This is a genomic window from Sphingomonas sp. 22176 (genome assembly GCF_052045505.1).
In the GTDB taxonomy this organism is placed as follows: Bacteria; Pseudomonadota; Alphaproteobacteria; order Sphingomonadales; family Sphingomonadaceae; genus Sphingomonas.
Window position 1 is genome coordinate 850,624 of the sequence record NZ_JBQEPL010000002.1, and the last position, 19,421, is coordinate 870,044.

18 protein-coding genes, 1 tRNA gene and 1 other RNA gene are annotated in these 19,421 nt (G+C 67.5%); 10 read left to right on the plus strand and 10 right to left on the minus strand.

Translation table 11 applies throughout. From position 1 onward, the window contains the following. Positions 1–40 precede the first annotated feature (40 nt). Positions 41–841, minus strand: coding sequence for a DeoR/GlpR family DNA-binding transcription regulator (locus ACTJKY_RS11885; RefSeq protein WP_440846266.1), 801 nt, complete (start codon positions 839–841; stop codon positions 41–43). Between the two features lie 166 nt (positions 842–1,007). Here ACTJKY_RS11885 and ACTJKY_RS11890 point away from each other — a divergent pair, with 166 nt between their 5' ends. After that, positions 1,008–3,707 carry a TonB-dependent receptor gene (locus tag ACTJKY_RS11890; protein WP_440846268.1) on the plus strand — a complete coding sequence of 900 codons (2,700 nt, stop codon included), beginning with the start codon at positions 1,008–1,010 and terminating at the stop codon, positions 3,705–3,707. Positions 3,708–3,773: 66 nt separating this feature from the next. On the opposite strand, the gene ACTJKY_RS11895 is transcribed toward ACTJKY_RS11890, so the two are convergent. After that, a complete protein-coding gene (locus ACTJKY_RS11895; protein ID WP_440846270.1) occupies positions 3,774–4,580 on the minus strand; it encodes a LytTR family DNA-binding domain-containing protein in 807 nt (268 codons plus the stop codon). A gap of 137 nt (positions 4,581–4,717) precedes the next feature. Here ACTJKY_RS11895 and ACTJKY_RS11900 point away from each other — a divergent pair, with 137 nt between their 5' ends. After that, positions 4,718–5,221: a DUF2306 domain-containing protein gene (locus tag ACTJKY_RS11900; protein ID WP_440846272.1), complete on the plus strand. Its 504-nt coding sequence runs from the start codon at positions 4,718–4,720 to the stop codon at positions 5,219–5,221. Here the strand turns inward: ACTJKY_RS11900 and ACTJKY_RS11905 are convergent. Then, complete coding sequence (locus tag ACTJKY_RS11905) at positions 5,214–5,945, minus strand: carbon-nitrogen hydrolase family protein (protein WP_440846274.1); 732 nt, start codon at positions 5,943–5,945, stop codon at positions 5,214–5,216. The genes ACTJKY_RS11900 and ACTJKY_RS11905 overlap by 8 nt on opposite strands. 7 nt (positions 5,946–5,952) lie before the next feature. Next, the gene (locus ACTJKY_RS11910) at positions 5,953–7,419 is read right to left on the minus strand and encodes an FGGY family carbohydrate kinase (protein ID WP_440846276.1); all 1,467 of its coding nucleotides are present in this window, start codon (positions 7,417–7,419) and stop codon (positions 5,953–5,955) included. 130 nt (positions 7,420–7,549) lie between these two features. Here ACTJKY_RS11910 and ACTJKY_RS11915 point away from each other — a divergent pair, with 130 nt between their 5' ends. The 3 genes from ACTJKY_RS11915 to ACTJKY_RS11925 all read left to right on the plus strand — a co-directional run bounded on the left by ACTJKY_RS11915 (position 7,550) and on the right by ACTJKY_RS11925 (position 10,625). Continuing rightward, positions 7,550–8,770, plus strand: coding sequence for an AI-2E family transporter (locus ACTJKY_RS11915; protein WP_440846339.1), 1,221 nt, complete (start codon positions 7,550–7,552; stop codon positions 8,768–8,770). A gap of 46 nt (positions 8,771–8,816) precedes the next feature. Then, positions 8,817–8,893 (plus strand) — tRNA-Asp (locus ACTJKY_RS11920). 85 nt (positions 8,894–8,978) lie between these two features. Further along, on the plus strand, positions 8,979–10,625 hold the full coding sequence (locus ACTJKY_RS11925; RefSeq protein WP_440846278.1) for a M28 family metallopeptidase: 1,647 nt from the start codon (positions 8,979–8,981) through the stop codon (positions 10,623–10,625). Positions 10,626–10,853: 228 nt separating this feature from the next. On the opposite strand, the gene ACTJKY_RS11930 is transcribed toward ACTJKY_RS11925, so the two are convergent. The 5 genes from ACTJKY_RS11930 to ACTJKY_RS11950 form a co-directional block, all read right to left on the minus strand. Continuing rightward, entirely contained in the window at positions 10,854–11,081 is a 228-nt protein-coding gene (locus ACTJKY_RS11930) for a DUF2842 domain-containing protein (RefSeq protein ID WP_440846280.1), read from the minus strand. Next, complete coding sequence (locus ACTJKY_RS11935; protein ID WP_440846281.1) at positions 11,078–11,632, minus strand: 5-formyltetrahydrofolate cyclo-ligase; 555 nt, start codon at positions 11,630–11,632, stop codon at positions 11,078–11,080. Before ACTJKY_RS11935 ends, ACTJKY_RS11930 begins: the two co-directional genes overlap by 4 nt. 21 nt (positions 11,633–11,653) lie before the next feature. Beyond that, a non-coding RNA gene (gene ssrS / locus ACTJKY_RS11940) (6S RNA) lies at positions 11,654–11,813 on the minus strand. Between the two features lie 13 nt (positions 11,814–11,826). After that, positions 11,827–12,135 carry a cell division protein ZapA gene (locus tag ACTJKY_RS11945; RefSeq protein ID WP_121078079.1) on the minus strand — a complete coding sequence of 103 codons (309 nt, stop codon included), beginning with the start codon at positions 12,133–12,135 and terminating at the stop codon, positions 11,827–11,829. Next, a complete protein-coding gene (locus ACTJKY_RS11950; RefSeq protein ID WP_440846282.1) occupies positions 12,135–12,362 on the minus strand; it encodes a hypothetical protein in 228 nt (75 codons plus the stop codon). Before ACTJKY_RS11950 ends, ACTJKY_RS11945 begins: the two co-directional genes overlap by 1 nt. 135 nt (positions 12,363–12,497) lie before the next feature. Here ACTJKY_RS11950 and tkt point away from each other — a divergent pair, with 135 nt between their 5' ends. The 3 genes from tkt to ACTJKY_RS11965 all read left to right on the plus strand — a co-directional run bounded on the left by tkt (position 12,498) and on the right by ACTJKY_RS11965 (position 16,844). Then, positions 12,498–14,465, plus strand: coding sequence for a transketolase (gene tkt, locus ACTJKY_RS11955; protein WP_440846283.1), 1,968 nt, complete (start codon positions 12,498–12,500; stop codon positions 14,463–14,465). After that, entirely contained in the window at positions 14,462–15,466 is a 1,005-nt protein-coding gene (gap, locus tag ACTJKY_RS11960) for a type I glyceraldehyde-3-phosphate dehydrogenase (protein WP_440846285.1), read from the plus strand. Before tkt ends, gap begins: the two co-directional genes overlap by 4 nt. Before the next feature lie 187 nt (positions 15,467–15,653). Then, entirely contained in the window at positions 15,654–16,844 is a 1,191-nt protein-coding gene (locus ACTJKY_RS11965) for a phosphoglycerate kinase (protein WP_440846287.1), read from the plus strand. Between the two features lie 54 nt (positions 16,845–16,898). Here the strand turns inward: ACTJKY_RS11965 and ACTJKY_RS11970 are convergent, their stop codons facing one another. Next, positions 16,899–17,405, minus strand: coding sequence for a TlpA family protein disulfide reductase (locus ACTJKY_RS11970; RefSeq protein WP_440846289.1), 507 nt, complete (start codon positions 17,403–17,405; stop codon positions 16,899–16,901). A 227-nt stretch (positions 17,406–17,632) separates the two neighbouring features. On the opposite strand from ACTJKY_RS11970, the gene ACTJKY_RS11975 reads away from it, so the two are divergent. Both ACTJKY_RS11975 and thiE read left to right on the plus strand, forming a co-directional pair. Continuing rightward, complete coding sequence (locus ACTJKY_RS11975) at positions 17,633–18,550, plus strand: class I fructose-bisphosphate aldolase (protein ID WP_440846291.1); 918 nt, start codon at positions 17,633–17,635, stop codon at positions 18,548–18,550. 141 nt (positions 18,551–18,691) lie between these two features. Then, positions 18,692–19,390 carry a thiamine phosphate synthase gene (gene thiE, locus ACTJKY_RS11980; RefSeq protein WP_440846293.1) on the plus strand — a complete coding sequence of 233 codons (699 nt, stop codon included), beginning with the start codon at positions 18,692–18,694 and terminating at the stop codon, positions 19,388–19,390. Positions 19,391–19,421: the final 31 nt, after the last annotated feature.

The window sequence follows — 19,421 nt, forward strand, 5'->3', positions numbered from 1 at the left end:
GAGGGGAGCATTGGCGGCGGGAGCAGAGGAGCTTGGCCCCTCAAACCAGATGGATCGCCGTCCCCGCGGCCGCTGCCGCCGCTGCAATCTCGTCCGGCGGTGCCTGATCGGTCACCAGGTCGTGCACATCGCCGAACCCGGCGACATGGACGAAGCCCGATTTGTCGAACTTGGTCGAATCGCACAGCACCGCCACGCGCCGCGCCTGGGGGAGCAGGCTCCGCTTGAACGCCGCCTCGCCCGCGTCGAAATCGAGAAAGCCGCGCACCGGGTCGACCGCGCCCATCGACAGCACGGTCAGGTCGGGCACGAACTGGCGGCAATAGTCGATCGCCTCGCTGCCGAACGCCGCGTGATAATCGGGATCGACCGCGCCACCCGCCACATAGAGCCGCTGCCCGGCATGGCCGATCACCTGCGCGGCGATCTCCATACTGTTGGTGATCACCGTCAGGTCGCGCACCTGCCCCAGCGCGCGGGCCAGACATAGCGTGGTGGTGCCCGAGTCGAGCAGCAGCGTCATGCCCGGCCGCACCAGCGCCACCGCGCGCTCGGCGATACGTTGCTTGGCCTCGGCCTGTTCGCGCAGCCGCTGGCGATAGGGCGGCTCCAGCACGCCGCCCGGCAGGCATACGCCGCCATGGATCTTCTGCACGCGGCCCGCCTGCTCCAGCTGGCGGACGTCCCGGCGGATCGTCTCCTCGGATACGTCGAACCGCTCGGCCAGCTCGCCGATCGACCATTGGCCGCGCTGCTCCAGCAACGCGAGCAGCGTGGTCAGACGGGCGGTCTGCGTCGCCCGCGCCGAGGCGGCCCGGGCAGGCATGTCGAAGCTTTCCATGCCGACACCCTATCAGCGATGCCCTTGTGCGAAAACTCACAAACGGGTATTCAAAACCACATAAAGCAACATCGAATGTCACATCCGCGTCATGAACCCGCCCTAGGCGCCGCGGCGGGGGCAGCTAGGGCAGGCCGGCTCCCCCACACACAACAGGGAGGGCATTATGGCATTCACCTACCGCGCGGCGCTCGCCGCGCTGGCCGTCGGCGCGAGTTGCATCTCGATGGCCGCCGCTGCGCAGGACGCGGCGTCGCAGGCGGAGGAGGACGGCGAGATCGTCGTCAACGGCTATATCGCCTCGCTCGCCAAGGCGCGCGATCTGAAGCGCGATTCGAACATCATGAAGGACGTGATCGTCGCCGAGGACATGGCGAAGTTCCCGGAACTCAACCTCGCCGAATCGATCCAGCGCCTGCCGGGCGTGGCGATCAATCGCGAGGCCGGCGAGGGCCGCCGCATCACGCTGCGCGGCCTCGGCCCCGATTTCACCCGCGTCCAGCTGAACGGCATGGAAGTGTTGGGAAATGTAGACTCGGCGATGGACAGCCGCGGCCAGCGCTCGCGCGACCGCGCCTTCGATTTCAACATCTTCGCCTCCGAGCTGTTCTCGCGCGTCGAGGTGGAGAAGAGCTACCAGGCCTCGCAGGCCGAAGGCGGCATGGCCGGCACCGTCGGCCTGTTCACCGCCAAGCCGCTCGAGCAGAAGCAGGGGCTGACCGGCGCGATCTCGGCCAAGCTGGGCACCAACAGCTATACCAAGGATGCGCAGCCGCGCGTCGCCGCGATGCTCAGCCAGAACTGGGGCGACACGTTCGGCATCCTCGTCTCGGTCGCCTATTCGAAGCGCAAGACCGAGGAGCAGGGCTACAACACCTATTCGCCGACCCAGCTGAGCGCGAGCCAGATCAGCAGCTATCTGGGCAAGGGCCTCGACATCTCGGCGCTCACCGCCGACCAGCAGACCAAGTTCAAGTCGGGCGACTTGGTGTTCGCCTCGGGCAACCGCCTGTCGGTGTGGGATGCCAAGCAGGAGCGCCTGGGCCTGACCCTCGCCACCCAGTGGCGCCCGTCCGACAATTTGCTGTTCACGATCGACGGGCTCCACGGCGAGTTCACCACCAACCGCGATGAATATCACCTGGCGACGCGGCCGGACAACACCTCGGGCTCGGTGATCTTCGACACGACCTCGAAGATCAATTCGATCCACTGGGACAGCACCAACTTCGTCGATGCGATCAGCGTCGACAACGTGACCTATGCCAGCGAGCATCGCCGGTCGAAGAACCAGAACAAGTTCAACCAGATCGCGCTGACCGGCAAGTGGGAAGCCAGCGACAGCCTCACCTTCGACGGCCATGTCGGCTATGAGGATTCGAAGTACACCACCCCGTACGACGACAAGCTGTACCTGCGCGCGCAGGGCGGCATGACCACCATCTACGATGCCGACGGCACCGGCGCGACCAACGCCTATCGCTGGAACACCACCGATCCGGCCAACTACACGTTCAAGGAATTCTACTTCCGCGAATTCTGGAACAAGACCAGCCTCAAGGAAGGCGTGGGCAACGCCGCGCTGAAGCTCAATGACGTCTTCACGCTGCGCGCCGGCGGCAGCTATCGCCGTTACGAGACCTCGGGCTCGGAAATCTACAATGACGGCCAGTTCCATGCCGTCACCGGCACCCCGGTCACGCCCTATGCGGTGGTGTTCACCCAGAACAAGGCGGCGAGTTGGATCACCGGCGACTATGCCAAGGCGTTCGCAACCTACAACGCCGCGCACACCGTCGCCGGCGCGACCGATATCGAGAACACCTACAAGGTGATCGAGGCCACCACCGCCGGCTATGGCCAGCTCGAGTGGAACGCGCCCGTGGGCGGCATGCGCCTGCGCGGCAATATCGGCCTGCGGGCGTATTTCACCGATCTCGGCAGCACCGGCTATGTCACCAACAGCAACGACACGCCGATCGGCACCAACGTCACCAGCTCCAGCTATTCAGGCGTGCTGCCGACGCTGAATGCTACGCTGGAAGTGACGCCCAGCTTCCTGATCCGCGTCGCCGCCGCCAAGAACATCAACCGCCCGGGCCTGAGCTCGGTCGCGGCTTCGGGCAGCGCCAATGCCGACAGTGGCAAGATCACCGCGAGCATCGGCAACCCGAACCTCAAGCCGTACAAGGACAATTCGGTCGAAGCCTCGGCCGAGTGGTATTTCGGCAAGATCGGCCTCGTCTCGCTGGGCGTGTTCCACAAGGACATCCGCAACCTGGTGGCCAGCCAGACGCTGCTGGACGTGCCCTACAGCAGCACCGGGCTGCCGACCTCGATGGTGGCGGGCGCGACCCCGAGCACGATCGTCGCCGAGTTCACCCAGCCGGTGAACCTCGCCAAGGCCTATGTCACGGGCGTCGAGATGGCCGCGCAGACCAACTTCACCTTCCTGCCCGCGCCGTTCGACAAGCTGGGCATGGCGGCGAACCTGACGCTGCTCGACTCCAACGCGCCGAACAAGGGCGTCGACAGCCCGATCCCGGGCCTGTCGAACACCAACGCCAACGCGACGCTCTATTACGAGACCAAGCGCTGGGGCATCCGGGGCTCGATGAACTATCGGTCCTCGTATCTGCGTACCGCCTATGACGGCAAGAACGCGGCCAGCAAGGATGGCTTCGACGGCACCGTCTATGTCGACGCCGCGGCCTTCTTCAACGTGACGGACCGGGTGCGGCTGACGCTCGACGCGATCAACCTCACCAACGAGACCGAGGTCCAGTACAACAGCATCTACCACCGCCTGCACAACGAGACGCGCAGCGGCACCACCGTCTTCGCCGGAATCGGCTTGAAGTTCTGAGCTTTCCTCTTCCCGAGGATCGACCTGACCGGCCTGGGGCATACGCCCCGGGCCGTTTTTTTGCGGTCAGGCAGCGGGTGGTTCGTCATTCAGCCAGCCCAGCGCGCGCAGATCGGGCACGCTGGCGCGAGCGACTGGCACCTCGCGCCCGTCGACGAGGCGCAGCTTCCAGCTGCGATCCTGCCGGATGGTACCGGACACCGCGCGACGTGCCACCCACCAGCTGCGATGGACGCGCGCGCCCTGGCCCTCGAGCTGGGCGACGGCATCGCGCATCCGGATCAGCACCAGCGCGCTGCCCTGTGCGGTATGCACACGAACATAATGGTCCTCGTTTTCCAGGCAGAGGATTGGCCCGCGAAGATGGGGCGGCAACTGGTCGAGTAGCGCTGGCGCGACCTCTCGCTCGATCGCATCGACAGCCGCAGTCGGTTGCGGATCGGCAAGGGCCGGTTCTGGCTGGGCAGAGAAGACGGGGACGGCGCCGCGTTCGGCAAGAAGCTGCACGATCGTCACCGTCGCGCCGACGATCAGCGTCTGCAGATAGGCGCCGGCGAGATGGGAGGCCGTCACCGACCGCCACGCAGGACCGGCGGCCGCGAAGACGAAGATGATGCTGGTCGGGAAGGCGCCGAACACGCAGGCCACGGCAATCGCGACGAGCCGCGACATGCCCGTCTGGCGAGCAAGCGCGCTCCCGGCGGCGATCACCGGGCGGAAAAAGGCATAGCCTATCACGAGGTACAGCGCCCAATGCAGCAGGCGGGAGCCGAGCGGGGTCGCATAGGATCCGAACGGCCCGAGCGCCGCCAGCACCAGGATCAGCCCGCCCAGAATGGCCAGCTCCGCGAGCAGTCTGCGCCTACCGATCATGCGGCGTGCCCGTTCACGCTTCGCGAACGGTACGCCCGCACGCGCAGGGCGCCGATCGCGAAATCGACCCCACCATTCCCGCAAAGCCGCTCGCCCGGAACCAGGCCTGCGGCATCATGGCGGGCAAGGAGATACTGATGAACGACGTTGCACATCCCGGCTTCACACTTCCCTCGCGCGACCGGCTGATCATTACCCTGGGGGTGATCGCCGGCGGTGCCATCCTGCTGGCCTTCGCCCACGGCCTTTCGAGCGGTGCCGTCGCCCGGTCAAGCATGCGTAACCTTTGGCTGGCCGTGCATCTCGTCGCCGTGCTCCCGGCGCTGCCCCTCGGCGCCTATGTACTGCTTCGCCGCAAGGGCGACTCGCTGCACCGCATGCTGGGCAAGCTCTGGGCAGTGCTGATGCTGGTCGCGGCGCTGTCCAGCTTCGGGTTGCGCGGCATGACCGGCAGCCTCAGCCCGATCCATCTGCTGTCGGTGGTGGTGCTGGTGATGATCCCGCGCGGCATCCTGCTTGCCCGCCGCCATCGGATCGAGGCGCACCGCCGGGTGATGTCGCTCACCTATCTGGGGCTGGCCGTGGCCGGGCTGTTCACCTTGCTCCCCGGACGGCTGCTGGGCAGCTGGCTGTTCAGCTGAAGACCGGCGCTCCCGGCAGCTCGAACAGCGCGAGTCCTTCGACCCGCTCCGGCACGCGCGCCACTACCTCTCCGATGGGAGACACAATGGCCGTGCAGCCATAGCTGAGCCGGTCCGATGCTGCGCCTGCGACGTCGGCGGAGGCGACCCAGCAGCCGGTTTCGCGTGCACGGGCAATCAGATTGGCCAGGCTCTTCTCGCGCCAGCGCTCGGCGGTTCCAGGCCGGAGCAGGTTGTTCAGCGGGTAGAGGATCAGGCTCGCGCCCTGGTCCGCAAGCCGCGCGGCGGCGGCGGGATAATTGGCGTCGTTGCAGATGTTGATGCCCCAGGGCAGGCGTGATCGGGTGAAGACCGGAAACGCGGTGCCCGGCGTCACGCCATGCTCGTTCGGGTGCGCCTTGGCATAGCGGCCGACGATCCGGCCGTGCTCGATCACCACCGCGCTGTTGAAGATCTGTTCGCCCACACGCTCGAACGTGCCGAGCACCAAGGTGGCGCCATATCCGGCAATGCGCGCACACAAGGCGGGGAGGGCGCTCGTGGCCCCGTCGGCGCGCGCGTGGATCGTGCCGGGATCATAGGCGTGTCCGAGCAGCCAGGCCTCGGGGAACAGCACCATGTCGACGTGGTTCGCATCGGCCCAGCGCAATTGCTCGATGACGATGGCGCTCGTCGCCTCGGCATCGTCGAACACAGGCGCGCACTGGACCGCGGCGATACGCACCGGGCACTCAGTCGACGGCAAGAACGCGGGTGATCGCGTCTCGCCATCCGGCCAGCCGCGTCGCCCGCACCGCGGGCTCCATCTGCGGCTCGAACGTCCGGATCGTGCCGCGCATCATCGCCGCATCGTCCAGGCTGTCGAACATGCCGCAGCCGAGCCCCGCCAGCATCGCCGCGCCCAGCGACGTCGTCTCCGCGAAATCGGGCCGGTCGACGGGCAGGGCGAGCATGTCGGCCAGGTCCTGGGCGATCCAGTCGTTGGTGATCATGCCGCCGTCGACGCGCAGCCGGCCCCAGCGCGCGCCATCGGCGGCAAAGGCGGTTTCGAGGTCATGGCTCTGGTGCGCCATCGCCTCCAGCGCCGCACGGACGATATGCGCGCGCCCGGCCGAAAAGCTGAGCCCGGAAATCGTCGCCCGCGCCTCCGGCTCCCACCAGGGCGCGCCGAGGCCGGTGAGCGCGGGCACGCAATAGACCCCGCCATTGTCCGGCACCGAGCGCGCCACCGCCTCGCTCTCCGCCGCGGTGGCGATCAGCCCCAGCGAATCGCGCAGCCACTGGACAAGGCTGCCGGCGACGAACACCGATCCCTCCAGCGCATAGGTGCGCCGTCCGCCGAGCTGCCATAGCACCGTCGCCAGCAGGCGGTGGCGCGAGCGCGGCTGGAGCGTGCCGGCATTGGTGAGCACGAAGGCGCCGGTGCCAAAGGTCGCCTTGGTGTCGCCGGGGGTGAGGCAGGCCTGGCCGATCGTGGCGGCCTGCTGGTCGCCGGCGAGCCCGCAGATCGGGATCGCGCCGCCGAACGCCTTGGTCACCCCGAACCGCCCGGCGCAGTCGACGATCTCGGGCAGCGCGGCCCGGGGCGCATCGAACTGGTCGACCAGCCCATCGCTCCAGCCGCCGCTGCCCAGGCCCATCAGCAGCGTGCGTGAGGCGTTGGTGGCATCGGTGATGTGCAGCCCGCCGGTGAGCTTCCACACCAGCCAGCTCTCCACCGTGCCGATCGCCAGCCGATCGCCCGCCGCCTTGAGCTGCGGCCAGTTGGTCATCGCCCAGGCGATCTTGGTGCCGGAGAAATAGGGATCGAGCAGCAGCCCGGTGCGCGCCTGGATGCCCGGTTCCTCGCCGGCCTCGCGCAGCACCTGGCAGAGGGCCGCGCTGCGGCGGTCCTGCCAGCTGATCGCGGGGGCGAGCGGCTCCCCCGTCACCTTGTCCCAGAACACCACCGTCTCGCGCTGGTTGGTGATGCCGATTGCCGCAATGCGCTGGGGGCCGCCCGCCAGCGCCACCACCGCCACCGCGCAGGCATGGCTCTGCCGCCAGATCTCGCCTGCATCATGTTCGACAAGTCCTGGGCCTGGATAATGCTGCGTCAGTTCTGCAGACCTACTCGCAACACATTGGCCGGAGGGCGTGAAGAGCATCGCCCGAGTGGTGGTGGTGCCCTCGTCGATCACCAGAAGCAATTCGGCCATGCAATTGAGGCTAGCTGGCAACAGATGCGGCCGCAATTGCGCCGTGCTAGAGCCTTGCATTGCCGCAACACAAGCGCGCCTCTACACTGTACCAGAAAGGGATTTTCGCGTGGACCAGCGTACCGGGATGATGGGTGGAGACGCCGGTGGGGCGGGGGGCGTTCCCGATCCGATCGCGGCCGCCGATCTGCCCGAGGGCTGGGAGGGCGAGGAGCCCGCGCCCAGCCTGCGCCGTGACCGGCTGATGGCCGCGCTGGTGCTGATCGCCGGCATGGGGCTGGTGCTGGCGCTGCCCTTCGCGCTCCAAGCTGGCTCGCGCTTCTTCCTGCCGGTCACCGCCTCGCTGGTTATCGCGATCGCGCTGGTGCCGCTGCTCGAATGGCTGGAGCGGCACCGGCTGCCCGCGCCGATCGCCGCCTTCATCTGCGTGCTGCTGTTCCTCACGGCGGCGAACGTCGCGCTCGCCTCAATCGTCGTTCCGGCCTGGCAGTGGATCCGGCGGCTGCCTGAGAGCATTCCCAAGATCCAGCACAATCTCGAACCGCTGATCCGCTTCTATTCGAACCTCGAGCGGTTCGTGAACAAGACGCTCAACAACTTCGCCTCGGCGCCCGTCCGCCAGCCGGTGGTGCAGACCGCGCAGCCGCCGACGTCGCTGATGGACCTGTTCACCACCTCCGCCCCGTCGGCGCTGATCGAGATGTTCTTCGCGATTCTCGTCATCTACTTCTTCCTCGCCGGCTGGACCCGACTGCGCCGCCGCGCGATCACCAGCCGCTCCAGCTTCGGCGGTGCGATGGCAACGGCGCGGGTGATCCAGGACGTGGTGGACGATACCTCGGCCTATCTGGGCACGATCACGCTGATCAACGTCACGCTGGGCCTGATCGTCGCGGCCGCGCTGTGGCTGATGGGCATGCCAACGCCGCTGATGTGGGGCGGCCTCGTCGCGCTGCTCAACTATATCCCCTATATCGGCCCGGTGATCGCGGCGCTGCTGCTCGCGGTTGGGGGCCTGATGTCCTATGCCGATATCGGCACGGCGATGGTGCCGCCGGCGATCATGATCGCGGCACACCTCGTTGAGGCGAACGTGGTCACCCCGCTGATCGTCGGCCACCGGTTGACCATCAACCCAATCATGATCCTGATCTCGCTGAGCTTCTGGGGCTGGGTGTGGGGCACTACCGGCGCGCTGCTGGCGGTGCCGCTGCTGATCATCATCCAGACCGTGCTCAACGCCGCGGGCAAGCCGGACATTGCCGGTTTCCTCTTCGAGCAGGGCACGTTGGTGCGCGATCCTGCGGACATTCGTTCGCGTCGTCGCGCGAACCTCGATCAATCCGGTTGACAGCCTGAAAACACGCGGCTAGGTGCCGCCTCCTCGCTTGGCTCAAGCGGGTGTAGCTCAGTTGGTTAGAGCGCCGGCCTGTCACGCCGGAGGTCGCGGGTTCGAGCCCCGTCACTCGCGCCATGCGGCGCATCTCCTCGGAAATGAGGAACATGCGCGCAGGCCGGGCCCTTTGCAGGCCCTCCCTTTTCTGCGCTAAGCCGCTGCGATGATCCGCACCTCTGTTCGCGCGCTTGCGCTACTCCTCGCCACCACCGCTCTCCCTGCAACGGCCCAGATCGCGGCCGATTCGTCGCGAATCGAACAGACGGTGCGCACGCTCGCCTCCGATTCGTTCGAGGGCAGGGCGCCGGGCACCCGCGGCGAGGATCGCACCCTCGGCTATCTGGTCGCCCGATTCGAGGCGCTGGGGCTGGAACCGGCCGGGCCGGGCGGCCAGTGGCTGCAGAAGGTGCCTTTGCTCCACACGCGCCTGGGAGCGCCCGCAACGCTGCGATTCGACGGCCCGAAGGGCGCGATGCCGGTCGAGCAGTCCAAGGACCTCTACGTCTCGACGATTCGTCCCGATGCCGCCGCGCGAATCGCGAACGCCCCGGTGGTGTTCGTCGGCTATGGCGTCACCGCGCCGGAGCGGCAGTGGGACGATTTCAAGGGCGTCGACCTGAAGGGCAAGGTCGCGGTGTTCCTGGTCAACGATCCGGACTTTTCCGCCGAGAAGGGGGAGCCGGTCGCCGGCAAGTTCGGCGGGCGGACGATGACCTATTATGGCCGCTGGACCTACAAGTTCGAGGAAGCCGCCCGGCGCGGCGCGGTCGGGGCGCTGATCGTCCATGACACGCCCGGCGCCGGCTATGGCTGGAATGTGGTGATCAGCAGCGGCGGCGAGAATTACGACATCGTCCGCAAGCCCGAGGAGCTGACCAGCGTGGCGCTGCAGGGCTGGCTGGAGGGCGGGGCGGCGACGCGGCTGTTCGCGGCCGCCGGGCTCGACCTCGCCAAGCTTCGAGTCGAGGCGCGAAAGGCGAGCTTCCGGCCGGTGCCGCTGGAAGGCGTGCGCTTCACCGCCGACGTGCCGGTGACGGCCGAGCAGGTCGACAGCTACAATGTGCTGGCGAAGATCCCCGGCAGCGAACGGCCGGACGAGGCAGTCATGTTCGGCGCGCACTGGGACGCGTACGGCGTCGGCAAGCCTGATGCCAAGGGGCGCATCTACCGCGCCGGCGCCAATGACGATGCGCTGGGGATCGCCGGGCTGCTGGAGATCGCGCGGGCGATGAAGGCGGGGCCAACGCCCAAGCGCAGCGTCGTCTTCGCGGCCTGGACCGCGGAGGAGCGGGGGCTGCTCGGCTCGCTTTATTATACCCAGCACCCGGTGGTGCCGATGGCCAAGACGGTGGCCAACCTGACGCTCGACATCCTGCAGACCGCGGGACTCGCCAACGACGTGGTGCTGGTCGGCAAGGGGCAGAACACGCTGGAGGACGACATGGCGCGGGTTGCGGCGACGCAAGGGCGGCGGGTGACGCCGGAGGGCCTGCCGGAGCGCGGGCTGTTCTACCGGGCCGATCACTTCTCCTTCGCAAAGCAGGGCGTGCCGACGCTGCTGCTGATGGGCATCGCCGGGGCCTCGGACCTCAAGCAGGGCGGGGTGGCTGCCGGGCAGGCCTGGATCGATGCCTATACCGGGCAGTGCTATCACCAGGCCTGCGACGCTTGGGGGCCGGACTGGAATCTCGCGGGCGCGGTGCAGGACATCGACCTGCTGGGCACGATCGGGGCGGAACTGGCGAACGGCTCGGCTTGGCCGTCGTGGAAGGCGGGGTCCGAGTTCAAGGCGGTGCGGGAGCGGCGCTGAGGCAGGCCCCCTCCATCACCGCCTTCGGCGGCGGTCCCCCTCCCCCGCTGCGCGGGAGAGGAAACGCTTACTCCGCCGCCGCCCTTAGTGTTTCCTCCACCGCGATAGCGGGGGAGGGGGACCGCGCCGCGCCAGCGGCGTGGTGGAGGGGGTCTCCGCCACCGTAGCGTGACACGGCAAGAAGAAGCGTCTCCTCTCCCGCGAAGCGGGGGAGGGGGACCCGCCGCGCTAGCGGCCGGGTGGAGGGGGCATCCGCCAGCGCCCCGTTTCCATCCAGCGCAGCAGCGGCTTGAGCGGCAGGATCCACACGATCCCCAGGGCCAGATACACCAAGGTTTGCACCAGGATCGGCAGCCGTCCGATCTGCCCCGAGAAGCTCGCGACCAGCACCACCCACACCAGGATCAGCCCGATGATCGCCAGCGCGCCGGCGGGTTTGCGCCAGCTCGGGTTCATGGCTCGGCGTGCCACAGCATGCCCTGCTCGGTCACCACGGCGTGCAGCGGCACGTCCCAGATGTCGGCGGGGAGGGCAGGGACTTCCTGCGCGGACCAGGCGACGCCCACCCGCCATGCCTTCTCGAACCGGGCAAAGGCGCGGTCGTAATGCCCAGCACCCTGGCCGAGGCGGTTGAGCCGTGGGTCATAGCCGATCAGCGGCGTCAGGATCACGTCCGGCGCCACCTCGGGACTGGCGGCATCCGGCTGGCGCAGCCCGAACGGCCCGGCGACCAGCGGTGCGCCCATTTCCCAGGCGAGGAATCGGATCGGCGCGGCACGATCGATCACGTGCGGCAGCGCCAGCGCACAACCGCGCTCGGCAGCCGCGGCCGCGAGTTGGGTCGGATCGGCCTCGCTGCCCACCGGGCAATAGGTCGCGACGATCATCCCCGGCGTCAGTTTCTCGACAAAGGCCTCGGGCGCGCGGATCGCGGTGCTCGATTGCGCGGCGAACAGGTCGCGCGCGGCGCGCAGCCGGGCGCGAAGGGCGGGCTTGTCGCTCAGCATCGGGGCAGCATGGAAGGTGTGACGGGAACCACCATGGGCCGTTGGCCTGAATATCCACCGACGCACAGAACGTCAGGTGGGAACCATGTGTTGCAGACCAGGATCTGCACAGGGACAGCTCCCATGGATGAAGATTATAGCCTCAGGGATAATTGCTAAGGCTCGCACCGGGCAGTTCCCGCCACGACTCTAATCTAGGACGTCGCGTCGCTTTCCTCAAGGGCCGATGCAACGGCTTCGAGCCGATCGGCGATCCGCTCGAGCAGCCCGTCGGGAACGGCAGGGGCGGGCGCCGGCTTCTTCTCCGCCTCGTCCAGCGCATCGGCAAGGATCAGCGCGAGATAGAGCAGGGTGCGCTCGCCGCTTTGCCCGCCGGCCGCGCGCAGCGCGGCATCGGCGTGGCTGCCGATCCGCGCTTCGAGTTCGCGCAGATGCGGCATGTCCTCGTCGCGCGCGGATACCGAATAGCTGCGTCCGGCGACCTGGAGTGTGATCTCCGCCATCAGCCCTGCTCCTCTTCGGCCGTGTCCGCGTCATCGCCGGCCAGCTGTGCCTCGAGCTCCCGCTCGCGGGCGATCAGCGCATCCAGATCGACCAGCGCCGACTCGATCCGGGCGCGCAGCGTTGCATTGCGGGTCTCAAGCTTGGCGCGCACCTGCGACTGCGCGGCCGCGGCGACTTCGATACGCTTCAGCGCTCGCTCGATACGATCTGCTACTAAGTCGGACATTATCCTGCCGGATAGCATGGTTCGCCGCAGCGGCAAGGGCGGCACGGTTAACACGGGTCGTAACGCCTGCGCCGAACGGTTGACGCGAGGGCCCGGTGCTTCCAAAGGCGTGCGCGACCAGACGGGGAATATCACGTGACAGCATCCTTCGCCGATTGCGCCAACGCCATCCGCGCGCTTTCCATGGACGCGGTGGAAGCCGCCAATTCGGGTCACCCCGGCATGCCGATGGGCATGGCCGACGTCGCGACCGTCCTCTTCCAGAACTATCTGAAGTTCGATCCGGCCGATCCGGCTTGGCCCGATCGCGATCGCTTCGTGCTGTCGGCCGGCCATGGCTCGATGCTGCTCTATTCGCTGCTACACCTGACCGGCTATGCCCAGCCGACGCTGGAGGACATCAAGAACTTCCGCCAGATCGGCAGCCCCTGCGCCGGCCACCCCGAGAATTTCGAGCTGCCCGGCGTCGAATGCACCACCGGCCCGCTGGGCCAGGGCCTGGCCATGGCGGTCGGCATGGCCATCGCCGAGCGGCACCTGAATGCGACCTTCGGCGACGACCTCGTCGATCACCGCACCTGGGTGATCGCCGGCGACGGCTGCCTGATGGAAGGCATCAACCACGAAGCGATCGGTATCGCCGGGCACCTCAAGCTCAACCGCCTGATCGTGCTGTGGGACGCCAACAACATCACCATCGACGGCCCGGTCTCGCTGTCGTCGGTCGAGGACATCCCCGCACGCTACCGCGCCACCGGCTGGCATGTCGTCGAATGCGACGGCCATGACCAGGCTGACATCACCCGCGCGCTCGACGAGGCGATCGCCAGCGACAAGCCGGTGCTGGTCAAGTGCCGCACGATCATCGGCAAGGGCGCGCCGAACAAGCAGGGCTCGTCCAAGGTTCATGGTTCGCCGCTGGGCAAGGACGAAGTCGCCGCGGCCCGCGCCGCGCTCGGCTGGACGCATCCGGCGTTCGAGATCCCGCAGGACATCCGCGACGCCTGGCTCGCCGCCGGTGCCCGCGGTGCCGCGCCGCACGCCGCTTGGAAGCAGCGCCTTGCCGCGCATCCGGATCGGCTTGGCTGGGAACGTCGTGGCGACGTGCCGGCGGACCTGCTCCGTCCGCATGTCGAGCAACTGCTCGCCAATCCGCAGAAGGTCGCGACCCGCAAGGCGTCGGAGCTGGCGCTGGAGGCGGTCAACGCGATCCTCGACGAGACGATCGGCGGCTCGGCCGATCTCACCGGCTCGAACAACACGCTGACCAAGGGTCTGCAGCGGCTCGACGCCGACAATTACGGCGGCCGCTACGTCAACTACGGCATTCGCGAATTCGGCATGGCCGCGGCGATGAACGGCATGGCGCTGCACGGGGGCGTGATCCCCTATGGCGGCACCTTCCTCGTCTTCGCCGACTATGCCCGCGCCGCGATCCGCCTCTCGGCGCTCCAGCACGCCCGTGTCGTCTATGTGATGACGCATGATTCGATCGGCCTCGGCGAGGACGGCCCGACCCACCAGCCGGTCGAGCACCTCATGAGCCTGCGCGTCATCCCGAACCTCGACGTGTGGCGCCCGTGCGACGCGGTCGAAACCGCCGAGGCTTGGGAAGCAGCACTCGCCAAGACGGACGGCCCCGCGCTGATCGCGCTCAGCCGGCAGAACCTGCCGCAGCTGCGCACCGAAGCCGCCGAGAACCGCTCGGCCCGCGGCGCCTATGCGCTGCTGGAGGCAGAGGCCCCGCGCAAGGTGGTGGTCTATGCCACCGGCTCGGAAGTGGAGATCGCGGTCGCTGTCCGTGAGGCGCTGGAAGCCCAGGGCATCGGCACCGACGTCGTCTCGGTCCCGTGCTTCGAGCGCTTCGATGCGCAGGACGCCGCCTACAAGCGCGACATCCTGCCGCAGGATGCGCTCAAGGTATCGATCGAGGCTGGCACCACCTTCGGCTGGGAGCGCTATACCGGAAACGATGGTTTGCGCTTCGGCGTGGATAGCTTCGGCGCTTCGGGTCCCTATCTAAAGCTCTACGAACATTTCGGTCTCACTGCGGACGCCATCGTTCCGCAGATCATCGCTAAGCTGAACGGAGAACAGGCATGACCAAGGTTGCGATCAACGGTTTCGGACGTATCGGCCGCTTGGTGGCACGCGCGATCCTCGAGCGCCCGGAAAGCGGCCTCGAGCTGGTCACGATCAACGACCTGTCGGACGCCAAGTCGAACGCCTGGCTGTTCTCGCGTGACAGCATCCACGGCAAGTATCCGGGCACCGTCGAAGCCGACGGCAACGACATCGTCGTCGACGGCAAGCGCATCAAGGTGACCGCGGAGCGCGATCCCGCCAACCTGCCGCACGCCGAGAACGGCGTCGACATCGTGCTCGAGTGCACCGGCTTCTTCACCAAGCGTGAAGACGCCCAGAAGCACATCGACGCCGGCGCCAAGAAGGTGCTGATCTCGGCACCGGGCAAGAATGTCGACCTCACCGTCGTCTACGGCGTGAACCACGACAAGCTGACCGCCGAGCACACCATCGTCTCGAACGCGTCGTGCACCACCAACTGCCTGGCGCCGGTCGCCAAGGTCCTCAACGACGCGATCGGCATCGAGCGCGGCCTGATGACCACGGTCCACGCCTATACCAACGACCAGAAGATCCTCGACCAGATCCACCCGGACCTGCGTCGTGCGCGCGCTGCCGCGATGTCGATCATCCCGACGACCACGGGTGCTGCTCGCGCCGTTGGCGAAGTGCTGCCGGAGCTCAAGGGCAAGCTCGACGGTTCGGCCGTTCGCGTGCCGGTGCCGGACGGCAGCCTCGTCGACCTGACCTTCATGCCGGGCCGCGACACCTCGATCGAGGAAGTCAACGCGGTGCTGAAGGCAGCGTCGGAGAGCGGCCCGCTCAAGGGCGTGCTGGTCTACACCACCGATCCGATCGTCTCGGCCGACATCGTGCACACGCCCGCATCGTCGACCGTCGACAGCCTGGAGACCGCGGTGATCGACGGCAAGCTGGTCCGCGTGGTCAGCTGGTACGACAACGAGTGGGGCTTCTCGAACCGCATGGTCGACACCGCGACCGTGATGGCCGGGCTCTGATCTAAACGCCCCTGTCTCGGCGGGGGCGCTTCTAAGTCCCCCTCCCGCTTGCGGGAGGGGCTAGGGGAGGGGAGTGCGGCTGCACGGCCGATCGGCCCGAGTTGCAGCCCCTCCCCCGACCCCTCCCGCAAGCGGGAGGGGAGCGCACGTCGATAGCGACGGACATATAGCACGCGAGGGGTTCAGCATGGCGCGCACTTTCAAGACGCTCGACGACATGGGCGATATCACCGGCAAGCGGGTGCTGGTCCGCGAGGACCTCAACGTGCCGATGGCCGACGGCAAGGTGAGCGACGACACGCGCCTCCGTGCCGCGATCCAGACCGTCGCCGAACTGGCCGACAAGGGCGCGAAGGTGCTCGTCCTCGCGCATTTCGGTCGTCCCAAGGGCAATCCCAGCGCCGAGCTCTCGCTCGCCCAAGTGGTGAAGCCCTTCGAGCAGGTGCTCGGCCGCCCGGTCCGCTATATCGACTGGGAGGGTGATGCCGCCTCTGTCGCGACGCTCAATAATGGCGACATCGCGCTGCTCGAAAATACCCGCTTCTTCGGCGGCGAAGAGAAGAACGATCCGGCCGTGGTCGATCGCTTCGCCTCGCTCGGCGACCTTTATGTCAACGATGCCTTCTCGGCCGCGCACCGCGCGCACGCCTCGACCGAGGGTCTCGCCCACAAGCTGCCCGCCTTCGCCGGCCGCCAGATGGAAGCCGAGCTCGATGCGCTCGACAAGGCGCTGGGCAATCCCGAGCATCCGGTGGCGGCCGTGGTCGGCGGCGCCAAGGTCTCGACCAAGCTCGACGTGCTCAAGCACCTCGTCGCCAAGGTCGATCACCTGATCATCGGCGGCGGCATGGCCAACACCTTCCTCGCCGCACGCGGCGTCGATGTCGGCAAGAGCCTGTGCGAGCATGACCTGACCGGCACCGCCGAGGAGATCATGGACGCGGCCGATGCCGCGGGCTGCACCGTCCACCTGCCGTACGATGTGGTGGTGGCGAAGGAATTCCGCGCCGACCCGCCGGTCCGCACGATCAACGTCCACGAAGTCGCCGCCGACGAGATGATCCTCGACGTCGGCCCCGCCGCCACCGAGGCGCTCGCCGACGTGCTCAAGACCTGCAAGACGTTGGTGTGGAACGGCCCGCTCGGCGCGTTCGAGATCCCGCCCTTCGATGCGGCGACGGTCTCGCTCGCCCGCACGGCGGCGGCGCTCACCAAGGAAGGTCAGCTCGTCTCGGTCGCCGGCGGCGGCGACACGGTGGCGGCGCTCAACCAGGCGGGCGTGGCGGGCGAGTTCAGCTTCGTCTCGACGGCCGGCGGCGCCTTCCTGGAGTGGATGGAAGGCAAGGAACTGCCGGGCGTCGCCGCACTGGCGCGCTAAGTCAGAGCGTAAGATAGCCATATCCTCCCCCGACGGGGGAGGATATGAAGTCCTTCAAGCTGGCCGAGGCTCCTTCAGCAACGGCACCAGTTCGCGGTTCAGATCGTCCAGGCGAAACGCCGCCGCGCGGGCGTAGCGCAGCACCCCCGCGCGATCGATCACATAGTTGGACGGCACCGCGCCATCGATCGCCTCGTACGGCCCTTTGATCTTCTTCGTCGGCTGGATGCTCAGCGTGTCGAACAGCGGCTTCAGCTTGTACAGCGGCACCGAGGACTCCGTGGTCAGCGCATAGACGCGAAGGCCGTAGCGCTTTTGGAGCGCGTAATAGCGATCGAGCAGCGGCAATTCCTCGCGGCACGGCACGCACCAGGTCGCCCAGATGTTGAGCACGATCACGTCGCCGCGCATCTCGGATAGCCGCACCTTCTCGCCGCCGACCAGCGTCAGTTCGGCATCCGGCGCGGGCTGGCCCACCACCGGCTTCGGTGCCGCATTGGCCGGAAGGCTCGGCAACAACAGCGCGGCGCTTCCCTGCAATACCCGACGTCGATTCCACATGATTCTGTTCCCCCGTTTCCCCGAGGGCAGGCTAGCGCGCCGCTGCGCCGCGTCAATCGCGGGCCTCGGTCGCACCAATAGAACACCAATTTCCCGGCAGGTATCGGAGCTGTCACGCTGTTGCGAAAGAAGTTTTGCTCCGCAGCATACGGCCAGCGTTGTCAGCCTTTCCGTTACCAATCTGGCGCGATAGGGACGCGGCATCGAACACCATTGAGGGAACCATCATGGGCATCACGCCGGCCGTCAAAGCGATCCTCGACAATTACGGCTCCGACAATCCGGGTGTGAAGGCGAACCTCGCGCGTATCCTGATGCAGGGCAAGCTGGGCGGCACCGGCAAGCTGATCATCCTGCCGGTCGACCAGGGTTTCGAGCACGGCCCGGCGCGCAGCTTTGCGGTCAATCCTGACGCCTATGACCCCCACTACCACTTCCAGCTTGCGATCGATGCGGGTCTCTCGGCCTATGCTGCGCCGCTGGGCATGATCGAGGCAGGGGCAGACACCTTTGCCGGCCAGATCCCGACAATCCTCAAGGTCAACAGCTCGAACAGCTGGGCGACGGAGATCAACCAGGCCGTCACGGGCGGCGTCGACGACGCGCTGCGCCTCGGTTGCTCGGCGATCGGCTTCACCATCTATCCGGGCGCCGACGGCGTGTTCGAGATGATGGAAGAGATCAAGGAAATGCGCGCCCAGGCCGCCTCGGTCGGCATCGCGACGGTGATCTGGTCCTATCCGCGCGGCGGCAAGCTCACCAAGGACGGCGAACTGGCGCTCGACGTCGGCGCCTATGCCGCGCACATGGCGGCGCTGCTCGGCGCGCACATCATCAAGGTGAAGCTGCCGGCCGCGAACATCGAGCAGGCCGAGGCGAAGAAGCTCTATGAGGGCACCGACTGGTCGAACCAGGGTGACCGCGTGCGCCATGTCGTGCAGAGCTGCTTCGCTGGCCGCCGCATCGTCGTCTTCTCGGGCGGCGCGTCGAAGGGCGCGGATGCCGTCTACCAGGATGCCCGCGACATTCTCGCCGGCGGCGGCAACGGCTCGATCATCGGCCGCAATACTTTCCAGCGTCCGCGCGCCGAAGCGCTGGCGATGCTCGACAAGCTGGTAGCGATCTACAAGGGCGAGGAGGCCTGAAACCTGCCCCGGCGGCGCCGACGGGTTCGCCCGGACGGCGCCGCCGCATAACTGCCGCTGCTTGACCCCGAAGGACAGGGTGTGGAAGGCCCGCCGGCAAAGGCGGTAGCGTTCCGCCGATCTTCAGCAGCGGAGTATCCCATGTCCGAACCCTTCGACGATCTCGAAGACGAAGCGAACCTCGAAGGCTTTGCCGAGAAATTCGTCCGCGACGATCGTCGCCCGCCCTGCCAGCTCTATCTGATCTCGCCGCTCGATGTGACCGGCGGCTTTGCCGACCGTCTGCGCCGCGCGCTCGATGCCGGCCCGGTCGCCGCCTTCCAGTTCCGCGTGAAGGATGTCGACCAGCACCAGGCCGCCAAGCTCGCTGAGCCGCTGCAGCGGATCTGCGCCGATGCCGAGGTCGCCTTTATCGTCAATGACAGCGTCAGCCTCGCCAAGCGCCTCGGCGCCGACGGCGTGCATCTGGGGCAGGGGGATGGCGACGCACGCGAGGCGCGCGAGATCCTCGGTCCCAACGTCCAGATCGGCGTGACCTGCCACGACAGCCGCCACCTGGCGATGGAAGCAGGGGAGGCGGGGGCCGATTATGTCGCGTTCGGCGCCTTCTATCCTACGACGACCAAGACCACCGAGCATCGCCCCGAGCCGGTCATCCTGTCTTGGTGGTCGGCTCTGTTCGAGATCCCGTGCGTCGCGATCGGCGGCATCACCCCGGCCAATGCCGCGCCGCTGGTGCAGGCGGGTGCGGACTTTCTCGCGGTCAGCCATGCCGTCTGGGGTGGCGACGAGGCGGAGGCGGTGCGTGCCTTCGCCGAGATTAAGCGGATTCGCGGCTGATTCTGAGGGGATTCGGCGCTGATTCGGCGGG

What these genes read in the sequence shown, in the direction of transcription:
- ACTJKY_RS11925 (WP_440846278.1), top strand. Translation starts at nt 8,979, where the DNA reads ATGATCCGCACCTCTGTTCGCGCGCTTGCGCTACTCCTCGCCACCACC.
- ACTJKY_RS11930 (WP_440846280.1), bottom strand. Translation starts at nt 11,081, where the DNA reads ATGAACCCGAGCTGGCGCAAACCCGCCGGCGCGCTGGCGATCATCGGG.
- gap (WP_440846285.1), top strand. Translation starts at nt 14,462, where the DNA reads ATGACCAAGGTTGCGATCAACGGTTTCGGACGTATCGGCCGCTTGGTG.
- ACTJKY_RS11970 (WP_440846289.1), bottom strand. Translation starts at nt 17,405, where the DNA reads ATGTGGAATCGACGTCGGGTATTGCAGGGAAGCGCCGCGCTGTTGTTG.
- ACTJKY_RS11950 (WP_440846282.1), bottom strand. Translation starts at nt 12,362, where the DNA reads ATGTCCGACTTAGTAGCAGATCGTATCGAGCGAGCGCTGAAGCGTATC.
- ACTJKY_RS11935 (WP_440846281.1), bottom strand. Translation starts at nt 11,632, where the DNA reads ATGCTGAGCGACAAGCCCGCCCTTCGCGCCCGGCTGCGCGCCGCGCGC.
- ACTJKY_RS11975 (WP_440846291.1), top strand. Translation starts at nt 17,633, where the DNA reads ATGGGCATCACGCCGGCCGTCAAAGCGATCCTCGACAATTACGGCTCC.
- ACTJKY_RS11910 (WP_440846276.1), bottom strand. Translation starts at nt 7,419, where the DNA reads ATGGCCGAATTGCTTCTGGTGATCGACGAGGGCACCACCACCACTCGG.
- ACTJKY_RS11895 (WP_440846270.1), bottom strand. Translation starts at nt 4,580, where the DNA reads ATGATCGGTAGGCGCAGACTGCTCGCGGAGCTGGCCATTCTGGGCGGG.
- thiE (WP_440846293.1), top strand. Translation starts at nt 18,692, where the DNA reads ATGTCCGAACCCTTCGACGATCTCGAAGACGAAGCGAACCTCGAAGGC.
- ACTJKY_RS11945 (WP_121078079.1), bottom strand. Translation starts at nt 12,135, where the DNA reads ATGGCGGAGATCACACTCCAGGTCGCCGGACGCAGCTATTCGGTATCC.
- ACTJKY_RS11890 (WP_440846268.1), top strand. Translation starts at nt 1,008, where the DNA reads ATGGCATTCACCTACCGCGCGGCGCTCGCCGCGCTGGCCGTCGGCGCG.
- ACTJKY_RS11965 (WP_440846287.1), top strand. Translation starts at nt 15,654, where the DNA reads ATGGCGCGCACTTTCAAGACGCTCGACGACATGGGCGATATCACCGGC.
- ACTJKY_RS11900 (WP_440846272.1), top strand. Translation starts at nt 4,718, where the DNA reads ATGAACGACGTTGCACATCCCGGCTTCACACTTCCCTCGCGCGACCGG.
- ACTJKY_RS11915 (WP_440846339.1), top strand. Translation starts at nt 7,550, where the DNA reads ATGGGTGGAGACGCCGGTGGGGCGGGGGGCGTTCCCGATCCGATCGCG.
- ACTJKY_RS11885 (WP_440846266.1), bottom strand. Translation starts at nt 841, where the DNA reads ATGGAAAGCTTCGACATGCCTGCCCGGGCCGCCTCGGCGCGGGCGACG.